General features: G+C 33.9%; 23 protein-coding genes. 14 read left to right on the top strand and 9 right to left on the bottom strand.

The genetic code is table 11. The annotated features are described in order from the left end of the window. Positions 1-183: 183 nt before the first annotated feature. Both ACJMLH_RS10325 and ACJMLH_RS10320 read left to right on the top strand, forming a co-directional pair. Positions 184-1,134, top strand: coding sequence for an arsenic resistance protein (locus ACJMLH_RS10325; protein WP_405277384.1), 951 nt, complete (start codon positions 184-186; stop codon positions 1,132-1,134). Positions 1,135-1,565: 431 nt separating this feature from the next. After that, positions 1,566-2,030, top strand: coding sequence for a hypothetical protein (locus ACJMLH_RS10320; protein ID WP_405277382.1), 465 nt, complete (start codon positions 1,566-1,568; stop codon positions 2,028-2,030). Between the two features lie 193 nt (positions 2,031-2,223). On the opposite strand, the gene ACJMLH_RS10315 is transcribed toward ACJMLH_RS10320, so the two are convergent. The 6 genes from ACJMLH_RS10315 to cobQ form a co-directional block, all read right to left on the bottom strand. Continuing rightward, positions 2,224-2,523, bottom strand: coding sequence for an STAS domain-containing protein (locus ACJMLH_RS10315; protein ID WP_405277380.1), 300 nt, complete (start codon positions 2,521-2,523; stop codon positions 2,224-2,226). Between the two features lie 58 nt (positions 2,524-2,581). Then, the gene (locus tag ACJMLH_RS10310; protein WP_405277378.1) at positions 2,582-3,214 is read right to left on the bottom strand and encodes a 4'-phosphopantetheinyl transferase family protein; all 633 of its coding nucleotides are present in this window, start codon (positions 3,212-3,214) and stop codon (positions 2,582-2,584) included. Between the two features lie 276 nt (positions 3,215-3,490). Beyond that, positions 3,491-3,868, bottom strand: coding sequence for an ATP-binding protein (locus ACJMLH_RS10305; RefSeq protein ID WP_405277376.1), 378 nt, complete (start codon positions 3,866-3,868; stop codon positions 3,491-3,493). After that, complete coding sequence (locus tag ACJMLH_RS10300; RefSeq protein WP_405277374.1) at positions 3,865-4,164, bottom strand: STAS domain-containing protein; 300 nt, start codon at positions 4,162-4,164, stop codon at positions 3,865-3,867. Before ACJMLH_RS10300 ends, ACJMLH_RS10305 begins: the two co-directional genes overlap by 4 nt. Positions 4,165-4,348: 184 nt before the next feature. Beyond that, on the bottom strand, positions 4,349-4,591 hold the full coding sequence (locus ACJMLH_RS10295) for a hypothetical protein (RefSeq protein WP_405277372.1): 243 nt from the start codon (positions 4,589-4,591) through the stop codon (positions 4,349-4,351). A gap of 149 nt (positions 4,592-4,740) precedes the next feature. After that, on the bottom strand, positions 4,741-6,276 hold the full coding sequence (gene cobQ / locus ACJMLH_RS10290; protein ID WP_405277370.1) for a cobyric acid synthase CobQ: 1,536 nt from the start codon (positions 6,274-6,276) through the stop codon (positions 4,741-4,743). 594 nt (positions 6,277-6,870) lie between these two features. Between cobQ and lonB the strand changes: the two genes are divergently transcribed. Then, on the top strand, positions 6,871-8,751 hold the full coding sequence (lonB, locus tag ACJMLH_RS10285) for an ATP-dependent protease LonB (protein WP_405277405.1): 1,881 nt from the start codon (positions 6,871-6,873) through the stop codon (positions 8,749-8,751). 96 nt (positions 8,752-8,847) lie between these two features. Continuing rightward, positions 8,848-10,272, top strand: a complete 1,425-nt coding sequence (locus ACJMLH_RS10280; protein ID WP_405277368.1) for a Mur ligase family protein — start codon at positions 8,848-8,850, stop codon at positions 10,270-10,272. On the opposite strand, the gene ACJMLH_RS10275 is transcribed toward ACJMLH_RS10280, so the two are convergent. Together ACJMLH_RS10275 and ACJMLH_RS10270 are read right to left on the bottom strand one after the other, a co-directional pair. Further along, entirely contained in the window at positions 10,262-10,744 is a 483-nt protein-coding gene (locus tag ACJMLH_RS10275; protein ID WP_405277366.1) for a hypothetical protein, read from the bottom strand. The two genes, ACJMLH_RS10280 and ACJMLH_RS10275, sit on opposite strands and share 11 nt — an antisense overlap. After that, complete coding sequence (locus tag ACJMLH_RS10270; RefSeq protein ID WP_405277364.1) at positions 10,734-11,639, bottom strand: ADP-ribosylglycohydrolase family protein; 906 nt, start codon at positions 11,637-11,639, stop codon at positions 10,734-10,736. The genes ACJMLH_RS10275 and ACJMLH_RS10270 overlap by 11 nt, the downstream gene beginning before the upstream one ends. A gap of 222 nt (positions 11,640-11,861) precedes the next feature. Here ACJMLH_RS10270 and ACJMLH_RS10265 point away from each other — a divergent pair, with 222 nt between their 5' ends. Together ACJMLH_RS10265 and ACJMLH_RS10260 are read left to right on the top strand one after the other, a co-directional pair. Next, positions 11,862-12,371: a GNAT family N-acetyltransferase gene (locus ACJMLH_RS10265; RefSeq protein WP_405277362.1), complete on the top strand. Its 510-nt coding sequence runs from the start codon at positions 11,862-11,864 to the stop codon at positions 12,369-12,371. Positions 12,372-12,400: 29 nt separating this feature from the next. Beyond that, positions 12,401-12,769, top strand: a complete 369-nt coding sequence (locus tag ACJMLH_RS10260; RefSeq protein ID WP_405277360.1) for a zinc ribbon domain-containing protein — start codon at positions 12,401-12,403, stop codon at positions 12,767-12,769. Positions 12,770-12,785: 16 nt separating this feature from the next. Here the strand turns inward: ACJMLH_RS10260 and ACJMLH_RS10255 are convergent, their stop codons facing one another. Beyond that, entirely contained in the window at positions 12,786-13,304 is a 519-nt protein-coding gene (locus ACJMLH_RS10255) for a hypothetical protein (protein ID WP_405277358.1), read from the bottom strand. A gap of 91 nt (positions 13,305-13,395) precedes the next feature. Here ACJMLH_RS10255 and ACJMLH_RS10250 point away from each other — a divergent pair, with 91 nt between their 5' ends. The 8 genes from ACJMLH_RS10250 to ACJMLH_RS10215 form a co-directional block, all read left to right on the top strand. Then, positions 13,396-14,310 carry a ribose-phosphate diphosphokinase gene (locus tag ACJMLH_RS10250; RefSeq protein ID WP_405277356.1) on the top strand — a complete coding sequence of 305 codons (915 nt, stop codon included), beginning with the start codon at positions 13,396-13,398 and terminating at the stop codon, positions 14,308-14,310. 1 nt (position 14,311) lies between these two features. After that, entirely contained in the window at positions 14,312-14,602 is a 291-nt protein-coding gene (locus ACJMLH_RS10245; protein ID WP_405277354.1) for a hypothetical protein, read from the top strand. 6 nt (positions 14,603-14,608) lie between these two features. Continuing rightward, on the top strand, positions 14,609-16,573 hold the full coding sequence (gene uvrB / locus ACJMLH_RS10240; RefSeq protein ID WP_405277352.1) for an excinuclease ABC subunit UvrB: 1,965 nt from the start codon (positions 14,609-14,611) through the stop codon (positions 16,571-16,573). Between the two features lie 85 nt (positions 16,574-16,658). Continuing rightward, positions 16,659-16,919, top strand: a complete 261-nt coding sequence (locus ACJMLH_RS10235; protein WP_405277350.1) for a hypothetical protein — start codon at positions 16,659-16,661, stop codon at positions 16,917-16,919. 62 nt (positions 16,920-16,981) lie between these two features. Beyond that, a complete protein-coding gene (locus tag ACJMLH_RS10230; RefSeq protein WP_405277348.1) occupies positions 16,982-17,356 on the top strand; it encodes a DUF2283 domain-containing protein in 375 nt (124 codons plus the stop codon). Between the two features lie 185 nt (positions 17,357-17,541). After that, on the top strand, positions 17,542-20,430 hold the full coding sequence (gene uvrA, locus ACJMLH_RS10225) for an excinuclease ABC subunit UvrA (protein WP_405277346.1): 2,889 nt from the start codon (positions 17,542-17,544) through the stop codon (positions 20,428-20,430). 259 nt (positions 20,431-20,689) lie between these two features. Continuing rightward, positions 20,690-22,189 (top strand): DUF2193 domain-containing protein, encoded by a 1,500-nt coding sequence (locus ACJMLH_RS10220; RefSeq protein ID WP_295609432.1) that lies wholly within the window; start codon positions 20,690-20,692, stop codon positions 22,187-22,189. Between the two features lie 9 nt (positions 22,190-22,198). After that, positions 22,199-22,551 (top strand): MIP/aquaporin family protein (locus ACJMLH_RS10215; protein ID WP_405277344.1); only part of this gene is annotated, 353 nt, incomplete at its 3' end.

Here is a 22,551-nt window from a genome sequence, read left to right as displayed (position 1 = left end):
TTTTTTTAAAATGAAAGTATTTTGAGTTATATCGGGGTCAATTCACAGGTTTTTTGCAAAAAGTAGTATTATGTAGGTTAAATGAATTAAAAATATCAAATCCTCAATATCAATTTTTAATTAATCGATAAAGGTATATATTATCAAATACAAAATTTAGTCATACCTAAATGGTGAGGGCATATGGATTTATTAGAAAAACTGGAACCGGTAATAATTTTTTCAGCAGTCATTATCGGATTATTTTTCAGCAATATTCAAATTATAGCCGATAATACTGATTATTTGATAAACATATTCTTATGCCTAATGCTTTACGGTTTATTCTTAGAAGTTGACTTAAATGAACTAAAAGACAGTTTCAAAAATATAAAATTCACATCAACAAGCTTGATAATCAATTTTTTATGGACACCATTATTCGGATATTTCATAGGATTCTTATTTTTAAGGGGAAATGTTGATATCTTGATTGGCTTTTTCATGTTGATATTAACACCATGCACAGATTGGTATCTGGTATTTACAAAAATGGCAAAGGGAGATTTAACCTTAAGTTTATCAATACTTCCAATAAATCTGATATTGCAGATAATATTACTTCCAATTTATTTAATTTTGTTTTTTTCAACTGCAAATTCAATGGATTATTCACAACTGGCATATTCACTTGTTATTGTCATTGTAATTCCATTCATAGCGGCACAGTTTACAAAATTGATATTGTACAAAAATTTGAAAGAAAAGGCTGCTGAATTAATGGGCAGTTTGGAAATATGGTTTTTGTCCCTTGCGGTATTTTGCATCTTTGCAAGTCAGGGTGATTTATTATTTGATAATTTAAACTCCATTGCAGTCCTATTTATTCCTTTAATCCTATTTTTCATTGTTAATACAGTTTTGGATCTGTTATTGTCCGAAAAGATTAATTTTACATATTCTGAATATGCAAGTTTAACAATGACCACATTGGCACGTAACTCACCATTGGCACTTGCAATTGCTATAAATTCTTTTCCGGGTCATGAGTTAATTTCAATAGCCCTTGTAATTGGTCCGTTGATAGAATTACCTGTATTGTATCTTGTCTCCAAGTTCTGTTTGAAAATAAAGGACTCAAATTTGTTTTTTTAACTGAATAATCAATTGCAATCTGATTAAATGGAATATTCTGTAATTATTTGTTGATTGTTTTTACAGTATGATTACTCCTGAATCTTTTCATTTTCATCATGTTGTTTTTTTTAAGAAGAATCTTGTATTCTCCATCATCTTTTTAGTTATATACTTTGAATATAGGCAAATGAAAATTAGTGTTGCTAGTTTTGAGATTGCAAATGCAAACCAAATTCCATTTTTCCTTCCAAATGCTTGAAAATAGAAATACAAATTGTACATAAAATACCAATCCATTTAATAATATGGTTAAATTGCCAATTTATTGTTTTTTTTCGCATATTTATCAAAAGATTTATTAATTATTTTTGATAAAGTATAAATAATAATCATAAAAGGAGATATTATGAGTTTTGATGAACAAAAGGAAAAAATTTCTGTAAAACTTGATGAAAAAAAGTAAAATTAGAAGAAAAAAAGCACAATCTAAAATCAATCATGAAGAAAGAAAATTAGCATTAAAAGAAAAATACACTGGTAAAAAAATAGAAGCTCATCTTGAAAAAGCTATTAAAATAATATATAAGGCTGAAGATGATGCAGATAAGGACATTCTTAAATTATTAGATGTTATTGATTCTGAAATTGAAGCTGATGAAAAACCTATCGAATTAATTTTATTTAAAGCTGAAAATAAATTCGAAGAAATCTTATTGGCTGCTCAATTAAAAATGCAAAAAGCTAAAAATGATTTAATCAAAAATCTCGAAAAAGATATAGAAAAAGTAATTGAATTAGCATCAATTGAAGAAGATCTTGCAGCTGTTAAAGACGAAATGGATGAAGTTTCAACTATTTTAAATGAAAAAATTGACATTGAAAAAGAAACATTAAACCTAAAGTCTAAAGAATAATTATTTTAAAGGGAATATCGTTGAAATTTCATTTCAATGATTTTTCTTATTTTAGATAAGTTTTGAGAAATAGACAAACCCGCTTCTATTTTTCAATAATAATTTTTTTCAGCTGATTTTTGTTTTGTTAATTTGTTTTTTTTTAATTCAAAAAAAAGATTATTAAAAGCCAATGAATAATTCTTTGGCTTATTTATTCTATGTTTAAAATTTTATCAAATCCTGACATTGCAAGAATGCTTTTAATAGCATCGTTGACATTTATGATGGTAAATGGAATTTCTTCAGGTTTTAATTTCTTTTGTACTAAAATCAAAACTCTTAAACCTGCACTTGAGATATATTCCAGATTCTTAAAGTCTAAAATTAATGAATCGAATTTTCCCATTTCATCCATAATTTCGTTTTGAAAGTCGGGTGCGGTAGTTGTATCAATCTTATTTCCTACTTCTACTGTCAATTCTTTTCCATTGTAATTTTTAATTATATCCATGTATATCCCATAAAATATTTGTTATTATTATTTATGTTTGTTTATAATTTATATTTTTTCAATATAATTCATTGATGTTATATTCAATTAAATCAGATGTGGCATAGTGGCTGACCATGCCAATTTTATAATTTTCGATGTTGAACAGATTAAATTTTAAGTTTTCTTTATCATCTTTAAGTCTGATAGTATCTTCAATTATTATTTCAAAGCTATCTAATTCCAAGTTCATTCCAAGGCCAGTGTATTTCATGTAACTTTCCTTTAAGACCCAATATTTGAAAAATTCATCTGACTGATTTTCCGCATTCATGATATTTTCATATTCGCTGTTGTAGAAGTAATGTTTACCTATGTTCAAATCAATTGTGGGGTCATTATATTCCACATCTACACCTACTTCCATATCGGATATTGCACACAAAACCACTTTGCCTGAATGGCTTAAGTTAAAATAAATATTTTCATGATTGGATATGTATGCCTTTCCATACTTTCCGCTTTTGAATGTGGGATTTGTGATGTTTTCATCTGATAATAATTTTTTCAAGAGAAGATATGCGCCTGCACTTAACTTTTTATCCTTTTCAAACCTGTAAAAATCAATTTTTTCCTGACGATTTTGAGAAACCAGAGTGTAAGCTTTCTTCAAATCCAGGTTTTCTACATTACAGTATGCTAATTTTATCATTTTATCATCAAGTATGGTAATGTCATATCATCAAACTGTTCTTAATCTTTGGCAAAGCTATTAAGGGTATTTAGTAATTGGACAATCGGATTATCATCACTTTTAAATGCATTGAAGAAGTTTAAAAGCCTATCTTTGCCGTACATTTCATAATTGTTATTGTGGCATCTGTTATTCCGTCTGAATATGTCACTGATTCTTCAGTAAATGTAATTTATTTTTTACAAATTCAAAATCTTCTATTATTCCAGCAATGATTTTTTGGTTTAGAGTTGTTCATTCCACTTTTTTAATAATTTTTAGATGGTTTTCATCATTTATGCGACGATATTCAAGTTCGTCAGCCATTTCCTTAGTTAAAAAAATGCCAAGACCTCCAATTTCTGCCTCATCAATATCATTGGGAAGATTTGGATCTTCTTTTAAAAGAGGATTAAATTCAATTCCATTGTCTATAATCTCTAATGTTAAAGTGGAATTAATATATTCAATATTCACGGTTATGAATTCTGTTTTTGAGTAATTTACAATATTGACAAATATTTCTTCAGCAATTAAATTAACTTGAAAGTTTTCTTTTTGAAGTTCATTTAAAATAAAATTATTTAATGTGTGTAATTCATTTATTTCAGGGTTTAGGGTTATGGAATTCATTGTATCACTAAAATCTTATCAAAACCGGATATTTTAAATATTTCTCTAACTGTATCATTAACATTTTTGATAACAAAGGGGATGTTGTCCGCTTTTAATTTTTTGTGGGTCACAATTAAAATTCTAAGGCCTGCACTTGAAATATATTCTAAATCACTAAAGTCCATAATTAAAGATTCAAAATTGCCCATTTCATCATTTATCGCTTTATCTAACTCTTTTGAAGTAATAGTGTCAATACGACCTTCAACAGATAAGGTTAGTTCTTTTTCATTATAATTTTTTGTAATATTCATAATACCCTCTTTAATTATATTTTGTTTATTATATTTTAAATAGTTTACAAATTATCATTGTCAATTGATTGAAAATGTTGTGGATTTTCAGCGATTTGAACATATGTGGCAAAAATTAAATAAAATTAGTGAATTGGTGTGTGTTGGGAAAATTAGGTTTAAAAATAAAAAAAGAGTAGCAGAATTATTCTGCTGTAACTTCAGTAACAAAAGTCATGTTTTCAATGGTTTCAGTTTCGCCAGCTTTAATGGTATAAATTGGGGAACCGAGTAAAATTAAACCGTTACAAACTTCTCTGACTTTATTATCAGCTACTTCTTGCATGTGGGTTCCTTCGTAGAAGAATCCTGCATCTTTGTCGCCTTCTAATGCAAATGAAATTACTTCACCAGATTTTTTGTTAGTTGCGTTTACATTTAAAATCATAATCTAATCTCCAAATATTTTGATATTAATAAATATGTTTGTTAACATTTTTAAATGATACGGTTTAAATGTTAAGAAATGTTCCTATTTTTGGAGTGATGATAAATATTTTTTGGATTGTGCATTATCTTGAAAAGCTTAAATGGAGACTATTCTTTTTTGCCAAAAATCAGCTCATCTATAATGTCCATGTCTAAATGCTCTTCGACAATTTCAGCAAGTCTGTTTAGGGAATAGTCTTTTTGGGTTTCGTATGGGTCTTCACCATATTTGGCTTCAAGACCTTTTTTAACACGGATATAATTTAAAAATTCTCTTCTGAAGTTGTAATTATGGAATATTCCGTGGAAGTATGTTCCAAAGGCATTTCCATTGGATGCACCATCAATGACACCGTCATCGTTGTTTCCCTGACCCTTTTTAATATTTAAAAGTGCTGTTGAGTTTAAAAGTTCGCTGGTTCCCTCGTGTATTTCGTAACCGTTTACTTCTTCACCAGTTATATTTTTAAATATTTCACCTGCAAGACCTTCTAAATTGTCAGGTATTGTTGCTGTTGATTGGGTAACAATTTTACCTGCTCTTGAAAAGCTGGATTCAATATCCAAAATACCCATCCCTTCAATTGTTCCATGTTTTGATTCACGTTTTTCTTCATCGTGGATAACGTTGCCTAAAATCTGAAGTCCTCCACAGATGCCGACTATTGGAATTTCTGCTGATTTTTCAATGATTTTGTCTGCAAGGCCGGACTCACGCAGTGCAAACATGTCTTCTGTTGAGTTACGTGTTCCCGGAATTAAAATAGCATCAACATCTCCGATTTCATCATTGATACCAATCATTTTAAGTGATACGTCGCTTTCGTATTCAAACGGATCAATATCTGTGAAATTAGCTATTTTTGGAAGTCTAATAACTCCAATTGTGATGTCTTTATCCTCTTCAAATACGTGTGTTGTCAGGGATGCGGAGTCTTCTTCAGGCAATCTTAAAGTTTCATCGTAAGGAAGCACTCCCAAAACGGGTTCTCCTGTAATCTCTTCAATTCTGTCCAGTCCAGGTTTCAGGATATCAAGATTTCCTCTAAATTTATTAATTACAGTTGCTTTTAGCCGTGATCTGTCATAATCATCAAGTAGGACGTATGTTCCTGCAATTGCTGCAAAAACCCCTCCCATTTCAATGTCTGCGATTAAAATAACATTGGCGTCAGCCATGTGGGCTATTTCCATATTTGCAATGTCCTGCTCTCGCATATTAATTTCAGCCGGTGAACCTGCCCCTTCAATAATTATAATATCATATTCTTTTGATAAGATGTCAAAACTTTCTCGAATGGCATTTAAAGCAGTATCATGGTATTTGTGCTGGTAATCATAAAAGTTCATGTCTCCAATAGATTTTCCTTGAATGATAACATTTGAGGTAAAATCTCCTTTTGGTTTTAACAAAACGGGATTCATGTGTATGCTGGGTTCAATCATTGCCGCTTCAGCCTGTAACATTTGAGCTATACCTATTTCCCCGTTTTCTTTTGTTGTATATGAGTTTAAGGACATGTTCTGTGATTTGAAAGGAGCTACTTTATATCCTCTTGTTTTATATATTCTGCATAGTGCGGCTACAAGCATACTTTTTCCGGCATTTGATGAGGTTCCCTGAACCATGATACATTTTGTCATGTATAGAATATATTTAGTTAATATTATAAATAATTTAAAAATGAGTTATTCTTAATCTCAGTTGAAGGGGTATACATTATATGTTCGTCTGGGGTTTTAGCAAACTAATTTGCTAATATTTGACTGTGTGAAAACAATATATATTTTCCCCTTCTAACTCGATTAACAATAATTAATTATCGAAAATTAATATTGTATTAATTAATATATTTAATATAATATTTAAATCATACTAAAAATATTCAAAATTAGTGTTTTTAAAAAAATATTGGATAAATTTTTTTAAATTGATATTTAATCAATTATAATATTTATTTTACATGTCGACTGTAAAATTATTTATGTTCATATCTTTTCAGTATTGAAATATTTTTGAAATTATTTTAGTTACTTTTATTTACTAAAATAGAAACCTTTTTATATATGCTGATATTAAATAATTATAAATAGTATATGAAACTTAACTTTTTATTGATGAATTTATTAAAGAAGTGAGGTCAATTTATGAAATTTGAACAAGAAGAGCCAATTGAAGATGCTTCAGCTGAAGAGATTGTAAAACCAGTTGAAGTAGAAACTGGTGAAAAGGAACATATGTTAGATTACAATAACATAAAAAGCTCACAAGATATTGAAGTACCACCTTTATTAATTGACCAAGTTATTGGACATGAAGAGTCCATTGAAACAATTAAAAAAGCAGCAAAACAAAGAAGAAATGTTTTGCTCATTGGAGATCCTGGTGTAGGAAAATCAATGCTTGCAAAAGGTATGGCACAAATCCTGCCTCATGAAACCCTTCAGGATGTCTTGGTTTATCCGAATATGGAAGACAACAACCACCCATTAGTAAGAACAGTTCCTGCAGGTGAAGGTAAAAAGATTGTAAGAGCAACAAAAGGATCTGCAAAAGGTCATGAAGAGAGAAAAACAATTATTACAATGTTTGCTATTGGTGGAATTCTAGTAATCGGATTCATGTATGGCAGATTGCTGGAATCAATTATTGCAGCAGCTTTAATTTTACTTATATCAATTCAAATCAAACCAAAAACTAATAATATGTCTCCAAAATTATTAGTGAATAATGAAGAATCCAGATTTGCACCATTCATGGATGCAACAGGTGCTCATGCAGGAGCATTACTTGGAGATGTTCGTCACGACCCATATCAATCCGGTGGATTGGGAACTCCTGCACATGAACGTGTTGAAGCGGGTATGATTCACAAGGCAAACCGTGGAGTTTTATATATTGACGAAATCGGTACAATGAGCATGAAAACTCAACAGGAGCTATTGTCTGCAATGCAGGAAAAACAATATGCAATCACAGGTCAAAGTGAAAACTCAAGTGGTGCAATGGTAAGATCACAGGCCGTTCCATGTGACTTTGTACTTGTAGCATCAGGAAACCTTCAGGTATTGGAAGGAATGCATATTGCAATGAGGTCAAGAATCAGAGGATACGGTTATGAAGTATTCATGAAAGATTACATGGACGATACAACTGAAAACAGAGAAAAACTGGTTCAATTTGTAGCTCAAGAGGTTAAAAACGATGGAAGAATTCCACACTTCTCTCCGGATGCATTGGATGAAATCATCATGGAAGCAAAAAGAAGATCCGGAAAACAAGATGCTTTAACCTTAAGATTAAGAGATCTCGGAGGTCTTGTAAGATCTGCAGGTGATGTGGCTATTGAAAAAGGTGAAAATCTTGTAACAGCAGCACATGTTGTAGAAGCTAAAAAATTCGCAAGAACTCTTGAACAACAAATAGCTGATCGTTCAATCATTCAAAGAAAAGACTACAGTATGGTATCTGCAGAAGGTGGAAGAATTGGTCTTGTAAACGGTCTTGCAGTAATCGGAGATAGAAGTGGAATTGTATCTCCAATCGCAGCAGAAGCCGCACCGACACAATCCAAAAACGGTGGTAAAATAATTGCAACTGGTAAACTTGGTGAAATCGCACAGGAATCCGTACAAAATGTTAGTGCATTGATTAAAAAATACACAAACAAGGATATTTCTGATTACGATATTCACGTTCAGTTCATCCAGACCTATGATGGTGTTGAAGGTGACTCAGCAAGTGTAAGTATTGCTACTGCAGTTATTTCAGCTGTAGAAGAGATTCCAATCGATCAAACTGTAGCACTGACCGGTTCACTTAATGTCCGTGGAGATGTAATGCCAATCGGTGGTGCAACCGCTAAAATCGAAGCGGCAGCCGAAGCTGGAATGAAAAAAGTATTGATTCCAAAATCTAACTTGAAAGATGTTATGATTGAGAAAAAGTACGAAGACATGATTGAAATCATTCCTACAGAAACCTTAAGTGACGTATTGGAAAATATTTTAATTAGTGGTTCTAAAAAAGACAAACTTATAGAAAAAATGAAAAACATTGGTTCTAAAGTTGCAGAAAAAGTTCCACAAACAACAATCAATAATCCAACTACCAACTAATTTGGATTATTTTTCTTTATTTTTTTAATTAACTCTTTTTTTTAATTTTTTCATTAAAATAACATTTATATATTATGTATTTACAAAATATTTATCATGGTTAGTTTTTTTAAATTTAATATGGCAAAAATATCTGGAAAAGCTGCATGTCAGCTTGCAAAGTATGGGCCTGGGAGTGGAGGAACATATCCCGGACATGTTTTTACTAAAATAGCCGGTCAGGAAGCAATTCCCCAACTGGCTTCCGATTTAAAATTGGGGTCTGTTCTGATTACAGGAACAAACGGAAAAACCACAACTACAACTCTTTTGATAAAATTAATGTCAAAAGATATTCAAATTAGAAGAAGTTATGAAAACAACATCTTAAACTCAATTGTAACAGCTCTTTTAAGTCAAAAAGGAGATTTAGGTATTTTTGAATATGGAATTCGTAATTTAACTTATGGTATTCCTGATACTGTTCAAAGGCTAATAAATCCTATTGGCGTTGTTTATACTACAATTTCACAAGAACATACTCAAGTTGCCGGAGTTAAAAATCCGTTTGAGGATTATTACAAGGCAAAAAAATTATTGTCACAGGGTATGGAAAAAGGAGCTATCGTCACTAATTGTGATGATCCAAGAACCGCTTTAATCGGGCTTGATAAAGAAAATGATGTTGAAGTTAATTATTACGGTATTGAAACTGATGCAATTGAGGATATTGGTGATAACACAATTGAATGTCCCAAATGCGGAAAACAGTTAAATTATTCTCATTTTTACTTAAATCACAGAGGAATCTATACCTGTGAATGTGGATTTAAACGTCCTGAACCGAATGTCAAACTTACTGGTGTCGAATTTGGTTCAGATAAATGGATTTTAGATATTGAAGGAGACCTGCTTAATTATTTTGCCAATAAGAATGTTAAATTTAATTTAAAACTTAACGTACCGCCATTCGGTTTCCATAACATTTACAATACCTTGGCTTCCATTACTGCATATGCAACATTCACTCCAAAGCTGGAAAACATAGAATCCACTGTTAAAGACATATTCAACAATCTGGACATGTCATTCATTCCGCCTGGAAGATTTGAAGTGGTTGACATCGGAGGAAAGTTCGTTGGACTCGGTCAGGGAGACAATGGGGATGCACTTAAAATCAATGCAATGTTCATGAAGCAGTTCATTGATGCTCCTTTCGAATTTATCTACACAACACCTGATGAGAATGAGGAAGAAATCTTCAATGATCACTTTGAGGTTATAAAAAGCATGAATCCTGATCATGTTATTGTTGTTCCTGGAAGGCAGTCAATTGAAAAAGCGGAAGAATATTACAATATTATAAAAGAAGAATATCCTGATGCCGAATTTTACCCTTTAAGTTATGAGGAGATGGATGTTAGAATAGAAAAATTAAATGAGCTTGCAAGAAACTCTGACTATAAATATGTAATCATGACCGGATGCGGTGAAGAACAGGCAATGTGGGAAGAAATCAAAAAGAAAATGATTAATAGATGATTTTACCATCTATAATCTCTTTTAATTTTCTGTAAAATTCAAAATCGGAAGGTTCTATTTCTTTAAATGTAGCATCAATGCTGCAACCGCACAAATCACAGCTCCCGATAATGTAATCTGGGGAATCCTTTTTAATCAGGATTCCAAATAATCTTTCTTTTTCATTAGCATATTTTTCAAACTCTTCCGGTGACAGTTTGAAATTATAATCTTGTGTTGAGTAGATGTCGCATTCATTGATTAGGGGAATGAATGCATACATTCCAATATTTAAAAAGACATTTTCATGTTTTAGAATTTTCAAAATCTTTTCTTCGAAGCTATCGCTGAGGTTAATGTCAAATTGGTCCAATTCGGTGATGTTATTCGAGCCCATGTAGTAATTGTCATGAATTACTGTTGCAACAAGATCTGGATCTACATAATTATTGCAGGAAGCTCTTATATTTTTAATAGTTTTTTCAAGATTCATCACAAAGTGCCTCGAACTTTTCACATAATGAATGTATTTCATCAAGTTTATAAATTGATTCAAGCCAATCTATAGGAATTGAATCATATCCATAATAAATTCCGGCTAAGCCTCCGCAAATTGCTGCATTAGTGTCAGTATCTCCGCCCAAATTAACGGCTTTGAGAACTGCCTCTTTATAACTTTCAGTGGTTTTAAGACAGTAAATTACAGTTTCAATGGTGTCAATGACATATCCTCCGCTCATTATGCCATCTGAAAAATCATCATTTAATATTCTGCTGAATTCTTCAAGTTCATCATTTTCAGCATAATATTCTTTTATCTTTTCACAGGCATTGTCAATGTGCTCTTCAATTGTCATGTCATTGTTAAGCATTGATTTGGCTATTTCAACATATAATACGCAGGCTATCTTTGAGCGGTCATGTCCATGTGTTAAAGCTGAGATGTTTTCAACAGTTTTGTAATCGATATCAGGAATATATGCGAGAGGCAAAATTCTCATTAAGGAACCGTTACCATTGTCATGTGTTGAATTTCCCCCTGATTTAAGTGCATCTTCACCGTTCTGATATCTTTCTAAACCTCTGAGAGTAGTATTTCCAATATCAAATCTTTCTCCATGTGGAGTATGTTCGCCTTCAAAAGCCCACCTGCAAAATTCATCCATAATGTCAGCATAATCAATTCCATTTTTATTTACAATACTGTACATTGTAGCTATTGTCATTGATGAATCATCAGACCAGGTGCCCTTTGGCTGATTGTATGTTCCATATTCTCTCATATCCACTACAGGGTCATCTTCAAGTTCCCTTCTTGAATAAAATTCAACAGGAACTCCCAAAGCATCACCTACTACAAAACCGCAAATCCCATCTTTGACTTTCATGATAATTAATATATTTTTTAATATAATTAATACTATTTGTTTTTATATAGAAGTTATGTCAAATTAGTATTAAAAAACAATTATCGAGATGCATTTTCCTATGGTTTCAACATTTTGCATTGCAGGCAAAAATAGGAAAATCAAAAAAGCATCGCCATGGGGAAGTTTCAGAAATTTATGATTTAGAATGGTTAAAAATAAAGATAAATTTTAGGTGATTTCATGATTTTTAAAACCGCAAATCTCACATTAAGGCCCTGGAAGGAGGAAGATGCAGAATGCTTATATCATTTTGCTAAAAATCCTAATGTAGGTCCAATAGCCGGATGGCCTCCGCATGAAAGTGTTGATGATAGCTTAAATATTATCAAAACGGTATTTGCTAAAAAGGAAACATATGCAGTTGTAAAAGACAATATTCCAATTGGCTGTGCTGGTTTGCTGTTCCATCCTGATACCAACCACTGGTGGGGTGAAGGTGCAGTTGAACTCGGATACTGGATAGCTGAAGAGCATTGGGGAAACGGCTATGCAGCAGAGGCATCAAAAGCTATAATTGATCATGCATTCAATGATTTGGGTATTTCACAAATATACGCATCATACCGAACCGAAAATACACAATCAAAAAGGGTTCTGGAGAAATTAGGTTTTAAATATTATTCAAAAATGACAAATGAAAATTATATGCATGAATTTTTCACAGAAATTGCCATGAAACTTGAAAAATAATTTATACTAAGAAATGTTAATTTAAACTAATGACTAGAAAATGTAATAATTGCGGTTTTGAAAATCAGGATGATTATGATTATTGCGCCAAATGCGGCATTCCTCTTGTTGAAGGTGCAAAACCTAAACAGTTCTATGTTTATAGAGCGCAGCCAAGAGTAAATAAAAGGAATCTGTTAATATCTTATCTGGTTACAATATTTTTGTCATGGGGTGGTGTTATCCTGTGGTTTATTTCAAAAGCCTCAAGTTTTACTATGTTTACGTTTTTCGGATTTTTCATGCCATTTTATCTGGTTCAATCAAAACACCCTGAAATTAAAAAACATGGAATAATTCAGTTAATCATTTCACTTTTGGGTGTTGGGCTCTCTTTTTATCTGATGATGCATAAATAAGAAAAAAAGGGGAAATTTAGACTATATGTAAGCTTATGTTTCCCATTAATAGTTGAATTGGAACTGCTAAAGGATTAAATGTACCTTTTGTCATAGCGGTACTGACTGCATCTCCTCTATCCATGGTTCCGCTAACTTGATCATTTCCGGCATAACCGTGATATGCATCATTTGCACGAATGTTGTCAATCAGACCTGCTCCAAAAATGCTTTCTGCAGCTTCTGGATTCACACTAACGATTAGATGTGGTGTGAAATGATAAGTATGCTCCATAATTTCTTTTGCAGCACCATAAGGATTATCCTGTGCAAATAAGTGGATGTTGTGCAGTGTGTCTCCATTCGGATGGTAGGAATCTCCAGGATAAACCCACTCAAAGCCGCCTGGAAAACTAATTTTAGCCGCCATATCTACTCCGGGGTCACCTTCATCAGTATCTTCAGCGAGAATTAATATTGGACTGGTCATTGTAAATAATAAAAGCGCAATAATAATTACCGCTATTATTCCCAATATTATTTTTAGTTTACTCATAATTTTTTTTATTATATCATTCAAGTATTAATACTTAACTTTTTTAATTATCAAAAACATATATAATTCCATATAAAATTTTGGTGATATTGTGATTATTGGTGGTTCAGCTTCTCAAGATTTAGCAGCTCATGTTGCACGTGAACTTGGCGAAGAATTACGTTATGTTGAAACTAAAAAGTTTCCAGATGGTGAAAGGTATTTAAGAATTGATGGTGTCATTGATGATGAAGTGACTGTTATCCAGTCTACTGGTTATCCTCAGGATGAAAACCTTATGGAATTATTGTTCATGGTGGCCAATCTTAAGGATTTGGGTGCCAAAAAAGTAAGGGTAGTGGTTCCATATATGGGATATGCAAGACAGGAAAAACGTTTCAATCCTGGTGAAACCATTTCAGCTAAAATCGTTTGTGATTTGATTCAGGCTGCAGGTGCCGATGAATTTCTAACATTCAATATTCATGAAGCATGTGTTTTAAATTTCTTTGACATTCCTGCCCGTAACTTGTCAGCTATGCCTGCTATTGCGGAATATCTCGATAAGAAATACTTCAAAAAAAGTGATGAAAAGCCATTAATCATTGCCCCTGATAAGGGAGCATACGGATTTGCACAGGAAATGTCTGAAATCATAGGATGTGACTGTACCTACCTTACCAAAGTCAGATTAGGTCCTGATAAAGTCGAAACTAAAATCGTAGATGTTAGATGTGATAGTGAAAGTGAAAACACTGTCAATGTTGATTCTGTAAAAGGAATGCACGCAATTATCATTGATGATATTATTGCAACCGGTGGAACTATTGTAAATGCAATAAAAATTTTAAAACAGCATGGAGCTTCATCAATAGATGTGTGCTGCGTACATCCAATCCTGACCAATAATGGTGCTACAAGAATCTATGAAGCTGGTGCCAATAAGATTATTGGAACAAACAGTTTATCTTCAGACACTTCACGTGTATCACTTGCAAAATCCATTGCAGATGCATTGAGGGATTAAGATGGATAAAGACCAGATAAAGAGTGAATTAGTGGACATATCTAATAAGATTTTAAAAAAATATTCAGAAATGGATGTTGTTGAAACCATTTCCGTAATGAATATGGCCGCAAAAACCATATTTCTAGGCTCTCTTAAGGTTTACAATTATGAAGTCATTCCAAATGTCATGAGAGATTTGGAAAAAGAGTTAAAAGGCTATGGAGAATTGGTAGTAAGAGACCAGAAGGTCACTCCTTGCTGCTCTCCAAGTTACACTCATATCAGCTTCAATATTACAATTCCAAATTAGATATTTATGAAAGAATTTAAACTGAAGTCACCCTACAAACCATTGGGTGACCAACCAAAAGCCATTAACTCATTAGCCGAAGGCATAGAAAATGGCATAAAAGAACAGACCCTTTTAGGGGTCACAGGTTCCGGAAAGACTTTTACAATGGCAAATGTCATTGAAAAGGTCCAAAAACCTACTTTAGTCATTTCACACAACAAAACCCTGGCTGCACAATTGTATGAGGAATTCAAGGAATTCTTCCCGGATAATGCAGTTGAGTACTTTGTCAGTTATTATGACTATTACCAGCCTGAAGCATATGTGCCTCGAACAGACACCTTCATCGACAAGGAAGCATCAATCAACGATGATATTGATATAATGAGGCATTCAGCAACACAGTCATTGCTTTCAAGAGATGATGTCATTGTCGTAAGCAGCGTAAGTTGCATTTATGGTATCGGATCGCCTGAGGATTACGGTGAATTCGCATTCGGCATACAGGTTGGAGACATTTATGACAGATCTGAGATATTGCGCCGATTAGTTTTCATGCAATATGAAAGAAACGATATAGAATTTGACAGAGGTCAGTTCAGAGTCAGGGGTGATGTTATTGAAATCAATCCTGTTCATGGAACACCGCCAATAAGAATAGAACTGTTCGGCGATGAAATAGATGCCATCAGCATAATCGATAAAGTCACCGGAAAAAAACAGGAATCCCTTCAGCGCTACATGATTTTCCCTGCAAAGCACTTCGTTGTGGGCCAGGACAAAATGGATAGGGCTATAGATAACATTTCAAAGGAATTGGATGAAAGGCTCGAGGAACTAAAACTAACAGGTAAACTTCTTGAAGCGCAAAGACTTGAGCAGAGGACACGTTTTGATATTGAAATGCTTCATGAAATGGGATACTGTCCGGGTGTAGAAAACTACTCCATGCACCTGTCAGGTCGTAACTGGGGAGATAAACCATATTCACTTTTAAAATACTTCCCTGATGACTTCTTAACAATAATTGATGAATCTCACGTTACCGTTCCGCAAATAAGGGGAATGTATAATGGGGACCGTGCACGTAAGGAAACCCTTGTTGAATATGGTTTCAGACTGCCTTCAGCTAAAGAAAACCGTCCTTTGAGATTCGATGAGTTTGAATCATCTGTAAATCAGGTAATTTATGTGTCTGCAACACCTGCACAATATGAACTTGCAAGATCAAGAAATGTGGTTGAACAGATTATAAGGCCGACCGGATTGGTTGACCCTGAAGTCCTGATAAGACCAGTTACAGGTCAGGTTGAAGATTTGCTTGAAGAGGTTAGAAAAACTGCCGAAAAGGATGAAAGGGTGCTTGTTACCACATTGACAAAAAGGATGGCAGAGGATTTGACTGATTATTATGCAAGGATAGGCGTTAAAGTAAGGTATATGCACTCTGAAATCGACACATTGGAGCGAATTGATATTGTGGATGATTTAAGGCGTGGTAAATTTGATGTCCTAGTTGGTGTAAACCTTTTAAGGGAAGGTCTGGATTTGCCGGAAGTCTCTTTAGTTGCTATTCTGGATGCTGACAAGGAAGGTTTCTTAAGAAATGAAACTTCTCTCATACAGACTATCGGCAGGGCCGCAAGAAATGTAAACGGCCGTGTAATAATGTATGTGGACGACATGACAGATTCTGTCAAGAATGCATATGAAACCACACTCAAAAGGCGCAAGCTCCAGATGAAATACAATGAGGTTCATGGAATTACACCAAAATCTACCCAAAGAACCCTGAAAGAAAAACTGGCTGAAGAAGATGAGAAATACAAAGGCATTGGAACTGATGTCAGTAAAATGCCTAAAGATGAGCTTCAATTACTAATTAAGGATCTGGAAAGGGACATGAAGGATGCAGCTGCAAGACTTGACTTTGAAAGGGCTGCCGATTTAAGAAACAAGCTTTATGCCTTAAAAGGATTTGACAAATAGTTTTTCACGGCAGTGTTTTTGCGCATAATAGCACTTCAGCAATTTATATGTAATACTTTTGGTATAATTAGTATTATTAATTCTGGTGGTGGTTGCTATTTTTGATTACACATTAGAAGAATTGTTGTTGTTTCTGAAGGATTTGGATGAATCTCAAATTAAAGAGTCAAGACATTTCATAGAATCAAATATCACTAGAAATGATGATATTGGGATGATTTATGATTTATTATTAAATAAAAAACCAGTACAAGTTGGAAAAACAAAAACTGGAACGTATAAAGTTGTTTATGAGCATCCTTATCAAAAATCTAAAAGATATATATTTGATAATAATGATAATTAATAGACAAGAAATAACTCTAAAAACAATCTATACGGCTAATAGTTCAAGGAGGCTTCGCGAACATGAGCCAAATTAAAAAATTTGATTTAAAATATTCGTATGACATTGAAGTTGACAGTATATTTATTAAAATAAAAGAGAACTATAAATATCGGGAATCATTGGAACTTGAAGATGGTATAATATTGGATTTCAGTGAGGAGGGTATTCCCGTAGCATTAGAAATCTTAGACATTAGTGATTTGTTCTCTGTTAAAAAAGATTGTTTTAACAATATAGAAAATATTAATATTACTATTGCTATAACTAATTCAAGCATATCTTTAAATCTTCTAATTGAATTATTGATAGATAATGAGAAAATAGACCAACCATTCAACACTATTGCTAAAAATGTAATTAATGTGCCTGAAATGGAAGTTATATGTTATTGTTAAATCTGATTTTTGAAAATTTGATGGTGCAATATGTCACATATGAAAAAGTTGATTTTGCATTATGGTAAATTTAACAAGCTGTTTTAAAGAGAAAAAGTAATTAAAAAATACTTACCAAATGCTCTCTGAAAGACTTTATAAGTTAGTTTGTTCTAATATTATATAACTAATTTTAGGAGATTATTATGGCTGAAAATTCTAAAAAACAAATTGTCATCAAGGGTGCACGTGAGCACAATCTGCAGGATATCGATGTCAGTGTTCCCCGTGATGAATTCATTGTAATTACAGGCATCAGCGGGTCAGGTAAGTCTTCACTGGCTTTCGATACAATCTATGCTGAAGGACAGCGTAGATATGTCGAATCACTCTCAGCTTATGCAAGACAATTTTTGGGTCAGATGAAAAAACCTGAGATGGAATCCATAGAGGGACTCTCTCCTGCTATTTCAATTGACCAGAAAACAACAAGGGAAAACCCGAGGTCTACTGTAGGTACAATTACAGAAATTTATGATTATTTGAGATTACTGTATGCAAGAATTGGTATTCCACACTGTCCTAATTGTGGGAAGGAGATTTCACAGCAAACTATAGGACAAATTGGAGATGCAATTATTGAAGAAGGTGAAGGGTTAAAAATCCAAATTCTATCTCCAGTTGTAAGGGATAAAAAAGGCCAGCACAAGGACGTTCTGGAAGACTTGAGAAACAAGGGTTTTGTCAGAGTCCGTGTTGATGGTGAAATAATGGATTTGGAGGAAGACATTGATTTGCCTAAAACCTATCGTCACAGCATTGATGTTGTAGTTGACAGGCTTAAAATAAGACGTGATGTGGACTTTAAGAGAAGATTAGTAGATTCCCTTGAAACTGCAGCCGAATTTGCAGGAGGCCTAATTACAGTTTTGTTTGACAATGGTGAAGAGGAATATGAGAAAAAGTACTCAGAGCACTTTGCCTGCGTTGACTGCGGTATCAATTTTGAAGAGCTGACTCCCAGAATGTTTTCATTCAATGCTCCGCAGGGTGCATGTCCTGAATGTAACGGTATAGGTTCCAAAATGGAGATTGACCCTGATTTGATAGTTCCTGATGCTACATTAACATTAAACGAAGGAGCTATTGCCCCATGGTCAAAATCCGCCAAAAGGGAAAACTATTACTACCAGATGCTTGAAGCGGTATCAAAACACTTCAATTTCAGCATGGACGTTCCATTCAACGAACTTGACGAGGAATATCAAAATACTATTCTTTATGGCTGCAATGAGAAGATACCTTTCACTTTTAAGAGAAGAAACAAGTCTTACATGGTCAACCGTAAATTTGAGGGCGTCATTCCAAGAATGGAGAGATTATACCTTGAAACCAAATCAAACTATTCCAGAAAATACATCTCAAAGTTTATGAGTGACCGAAAATGCCATGTTTGTGATGGGAAACGTTTGAGGCCGGAGGTATTGGCAGTTACTGTCGGCGGAAAATCCATCATTGATGTTTGTGACTTGGCAATAAAGGATTCATATCAGTTTTTCCAGGATTTGGAACTTACAGAACGTGAAAACTTCATTGCAAAAGAAGTTTTAAAAGAGGTTAAGGAACGTTTAAGCTTCCTGGTTGAAGTGGGTCTTGATTACCTGTCAATGTCAAGATCATCAGGTACACTTTCCGGTGGTGAGGCTCAAAGAATCAGATTGGCCACCCAAATCGGTTCAGGACTTGTTGGTGTATTGTACATTTTGGACGAGCCAAGTATAGGTCTTCACCAAAGGGATAATATGAAGCTAATTGAAGCTTTAAAAAGACTTAAAGATTTGGGAAATACATTGGTTGTTGTTGAGCATGATGAAGAGACCATTTTATCAGCGGATTATGTTGTAGACATTGGTCCCGGTGCCGGTGAGCATGGAGGTAAGGTAGTGGCTCAGGGAACTCCTTTGGATATCATGAACAATCCTGATTCAATTACAGGCCAGTACATTTCAAGGGTTAAAAAGATTGACATTCCAAAATCCAGGCGTGAAGGAAACGGCAAGTTCATTACAATCAAAGGTGCGGCCCAAAACAATTTAAAGCATATTGATGTTGAAATTCCTTTGGGCAAATTTAGTTGTGTTACTGGAGTGAGCGGTTCTGGAAAAAGTAGTCTGATTAATGAAATTCTTTATAAGGGTGCTAAAGGAAAACTGGCAAAGAAATTCACTTTTGCAGGCAAATTTGATGAAATTGAAGGACTGGAAAACATAGATAAGGTTATTGCAATTGATCAAAAACCGATTGGAAGAACTCCAAGGTCAAATCCTGCAACATACACTGGAGTATTCACTGACATTCGTGATCTGTTTGCAAATACTCCTGAATCAAAAGCAAGAGGATATAAACCTGGAAGATTCTCATTCAACGTAAAAGGCGGAAGATGTGAGGCCTGTTCAGGTGACGGTATTGTTCAAATCGAAATGCACTTCCTGGCGGATGTATTTGTTCCATGTGAAGTTTGTGGAGGTAAAAGATACAACGAAGAGACTTTGGATATAAGATACAAAGGTAAAAATATATATGAAGTCCTGGAAATGACCGTTGAAGAGGCATTGGAATTCTTTGAACACATTCCAAAAATCACCAAAAAGCTCCAGACATTGTATGATGTCGGTCTGGGCTATATGAAAATCGGCCAACCTGCAACAACACTTTCAGGTGGGGAAGCTCAAAGGATTAAACTTGCAAAAGAGCTATCAAGAACCAGTACAGGCAAGACTTTGTACATTCTCGACGAACCGACAACAGGTCTTCACTTTGCAGACATTAAAAGATTGCTAGATGTACTTGCAAGATTGACTGATGCAGGAAATTCTGTAGTTGTCATTGAACATAACCTGGACGTTATCAAAACAGCAGACCACATCATTGATTTGGGTCCTGATGGTGGAGATGGCGGCGGTGAAGTCATAGCTACCGGAACACCTGAAGAGATTGCTGAATCCGGAACTTATACTGGTCAATTCCTGGAGCGTATGCTTGATGAAAACATCACTCCTTATGCAAAAGAATTAGTAGAAGATATAGGAAAATAGAATATCTTCTATTTTTATTACTTTTAACAATTTTTTTTAATAATGTTATTTAAATTTACTAATTTTTTATTTTATTTTTCATTAATTTATTTAATTTTCAGTTCATTTTTTAAAAAAATTATATTATAGAAAGTCATTTTTTTAAATCATTTTCAATAAATTTATATATTTTACTAATAAACATTTAACCAACTATAATAGATAGCTTTAAATATCTGTTTAAAGCCTATTAGTAGTACAATTATTATCGGTGATAATGATGAGAGAGTTATATGAAAAAATGATAAATGAATCAATGGCTGCTCAGAAAGCAGACGTTGCAGTTATATCTGAAAACAGGTATAATGACTTTAAAATCACTGATGCAAAGCCATATGCTGATGCTGTGGCTGGCATGAAAGCATTAGACAACCAAGCAGAATCCGTAATTAACCTGCACAAGGAATCTGTTAAAAACCACTTTGAAATTTTATCTTCCATTACAGACACATTGAAATGTGAAGATGATCCGTTCATTGAACATTTCCAAACCCCTCCAGTTTTAGAAATTTTATGTGAGGAAGACGGCGATTTCGCTGACAGTTTAGATAAATTTATTCAAGCTATTGCTGATAATGAAGCTCTTGTTGCAAAAGAATCAATCAGAAGGTATGGTGGATTTTATGGACCTACATGTGTAGTTGACTTTGCATTGATGCCAGGAAGTACCAGTAATGTCGTAAATCAAATATTGCAAAAAACTGACATTCCTGCAGCTCACAAACAGGCAATCTTATCTGCAAAATCATGGGGTATGAACACCTCATATGGTATTGGAGATGCTTTTGCAAATGCTATTGAAGCAGGAGCGACTGCAGCTGAAGCAACTGAAAAGGAAATTGCAGCATTGCAAATGATTTACAAAACCCCTATTGAAGGACAAGGTACATTAATGGATGACGCTGATCATTCTTCATTTGATGTAAGAGATTATATGAACAAATATAAAAAGGCAATGACTTCAGCAGTCAAAGCTGCAATGGATGACGGAGTACACTATGGTAACATCGTAACCGTACCTGCATACTGTGTAGGTGATATCGGACACCATATCGGTCAATCCACTTACAACATGTGTAAGGATGATGTGACTTTAGCTATTGTTCAGGCAACCGCTGACGTTATAGGAAACACATTAACATCCAACTTGGACAATTATAAATCAGAATTTGATGTCCTCAAATTAGCAACTGGTTCATCTGCATGTGCAACTGAATTTATTTTAGAATTAGACGGATTTAACGCACCTATGGTTGTAGACCTATTCTCTAAAAGATTCCACAACTTCGTACAACAATATCCAACAAGAGGCGCAGCTGCAGAATTGCACAACTGTGACTTCATGGACATGATTTACAGAGGATTCAATGCAATCAGCGGAGCCCGTAAATTCAGAGCAGGCACCGGCGGAGAACTTGTGCCAAAAATCAACGGATTTGCAGTTGACTTAAGTCCTATTTTAGAAAGCGAAATTGTAATGAATCCACAAAGATACACTTACCCTGCATGTGCAATTACAGTAAGATTCTCTTCACTTATGAGATTAGCAGACTATCCATGTCTTTTAACTTCAGAGCCAATTACAGCAACTATGATGACAAATATCATTGCACTTAACAAAGAAGCACCAGGATCTCCTGTCAGAGGTTGTAAAAACTGTGCGGCCGCTTCACTTGTGGACAACAAACACGAATACTGTCAATGGAGAGAAGCTGTATAGGCGATAAAAATGACTTGTAATATAAGAAAAAAATTCTTTGCAGAACTTTTAGGAACATTTTTCCTAGTATTTTTCGGTACCGGTTCAGCGGTTGTAACATTATTGATTTCCAATACCGTTACTCCAGGTGCTGCAGCTATTGGACCTTTAGGAGGATTAGGTGACTGGATTGCCATAGCTTTGGCATTCGGTCTGACTGTAATGATATGTATTTATGTATTCGGAAAGATATCAGGTGCACACTTGAATCCTGCAGTAACAATTGGACTGCTTGTGACCAAAAACATAGCCCTGATTGACAGTGTCTATTATATAATTGCACAGGTTATTGGTGCATGTTTAGGAAGTCTCTGTCTGTTCCT

The sequence above is a fragment of the Methanobrevibacter sp. genome (genome assembly GCF_045116495.1).
Taxonomy (GTDB): Archaea; Methanobacteriota; Methanobacteria; order Methanobacteriales; family Methanobacteriaceae; genus Methanocatella.
The sequence above is the reverse complement of the archived record's forward strand: the minus strand, read 5'-3'. Positions and strand labels throughout refer to the sequence as shown.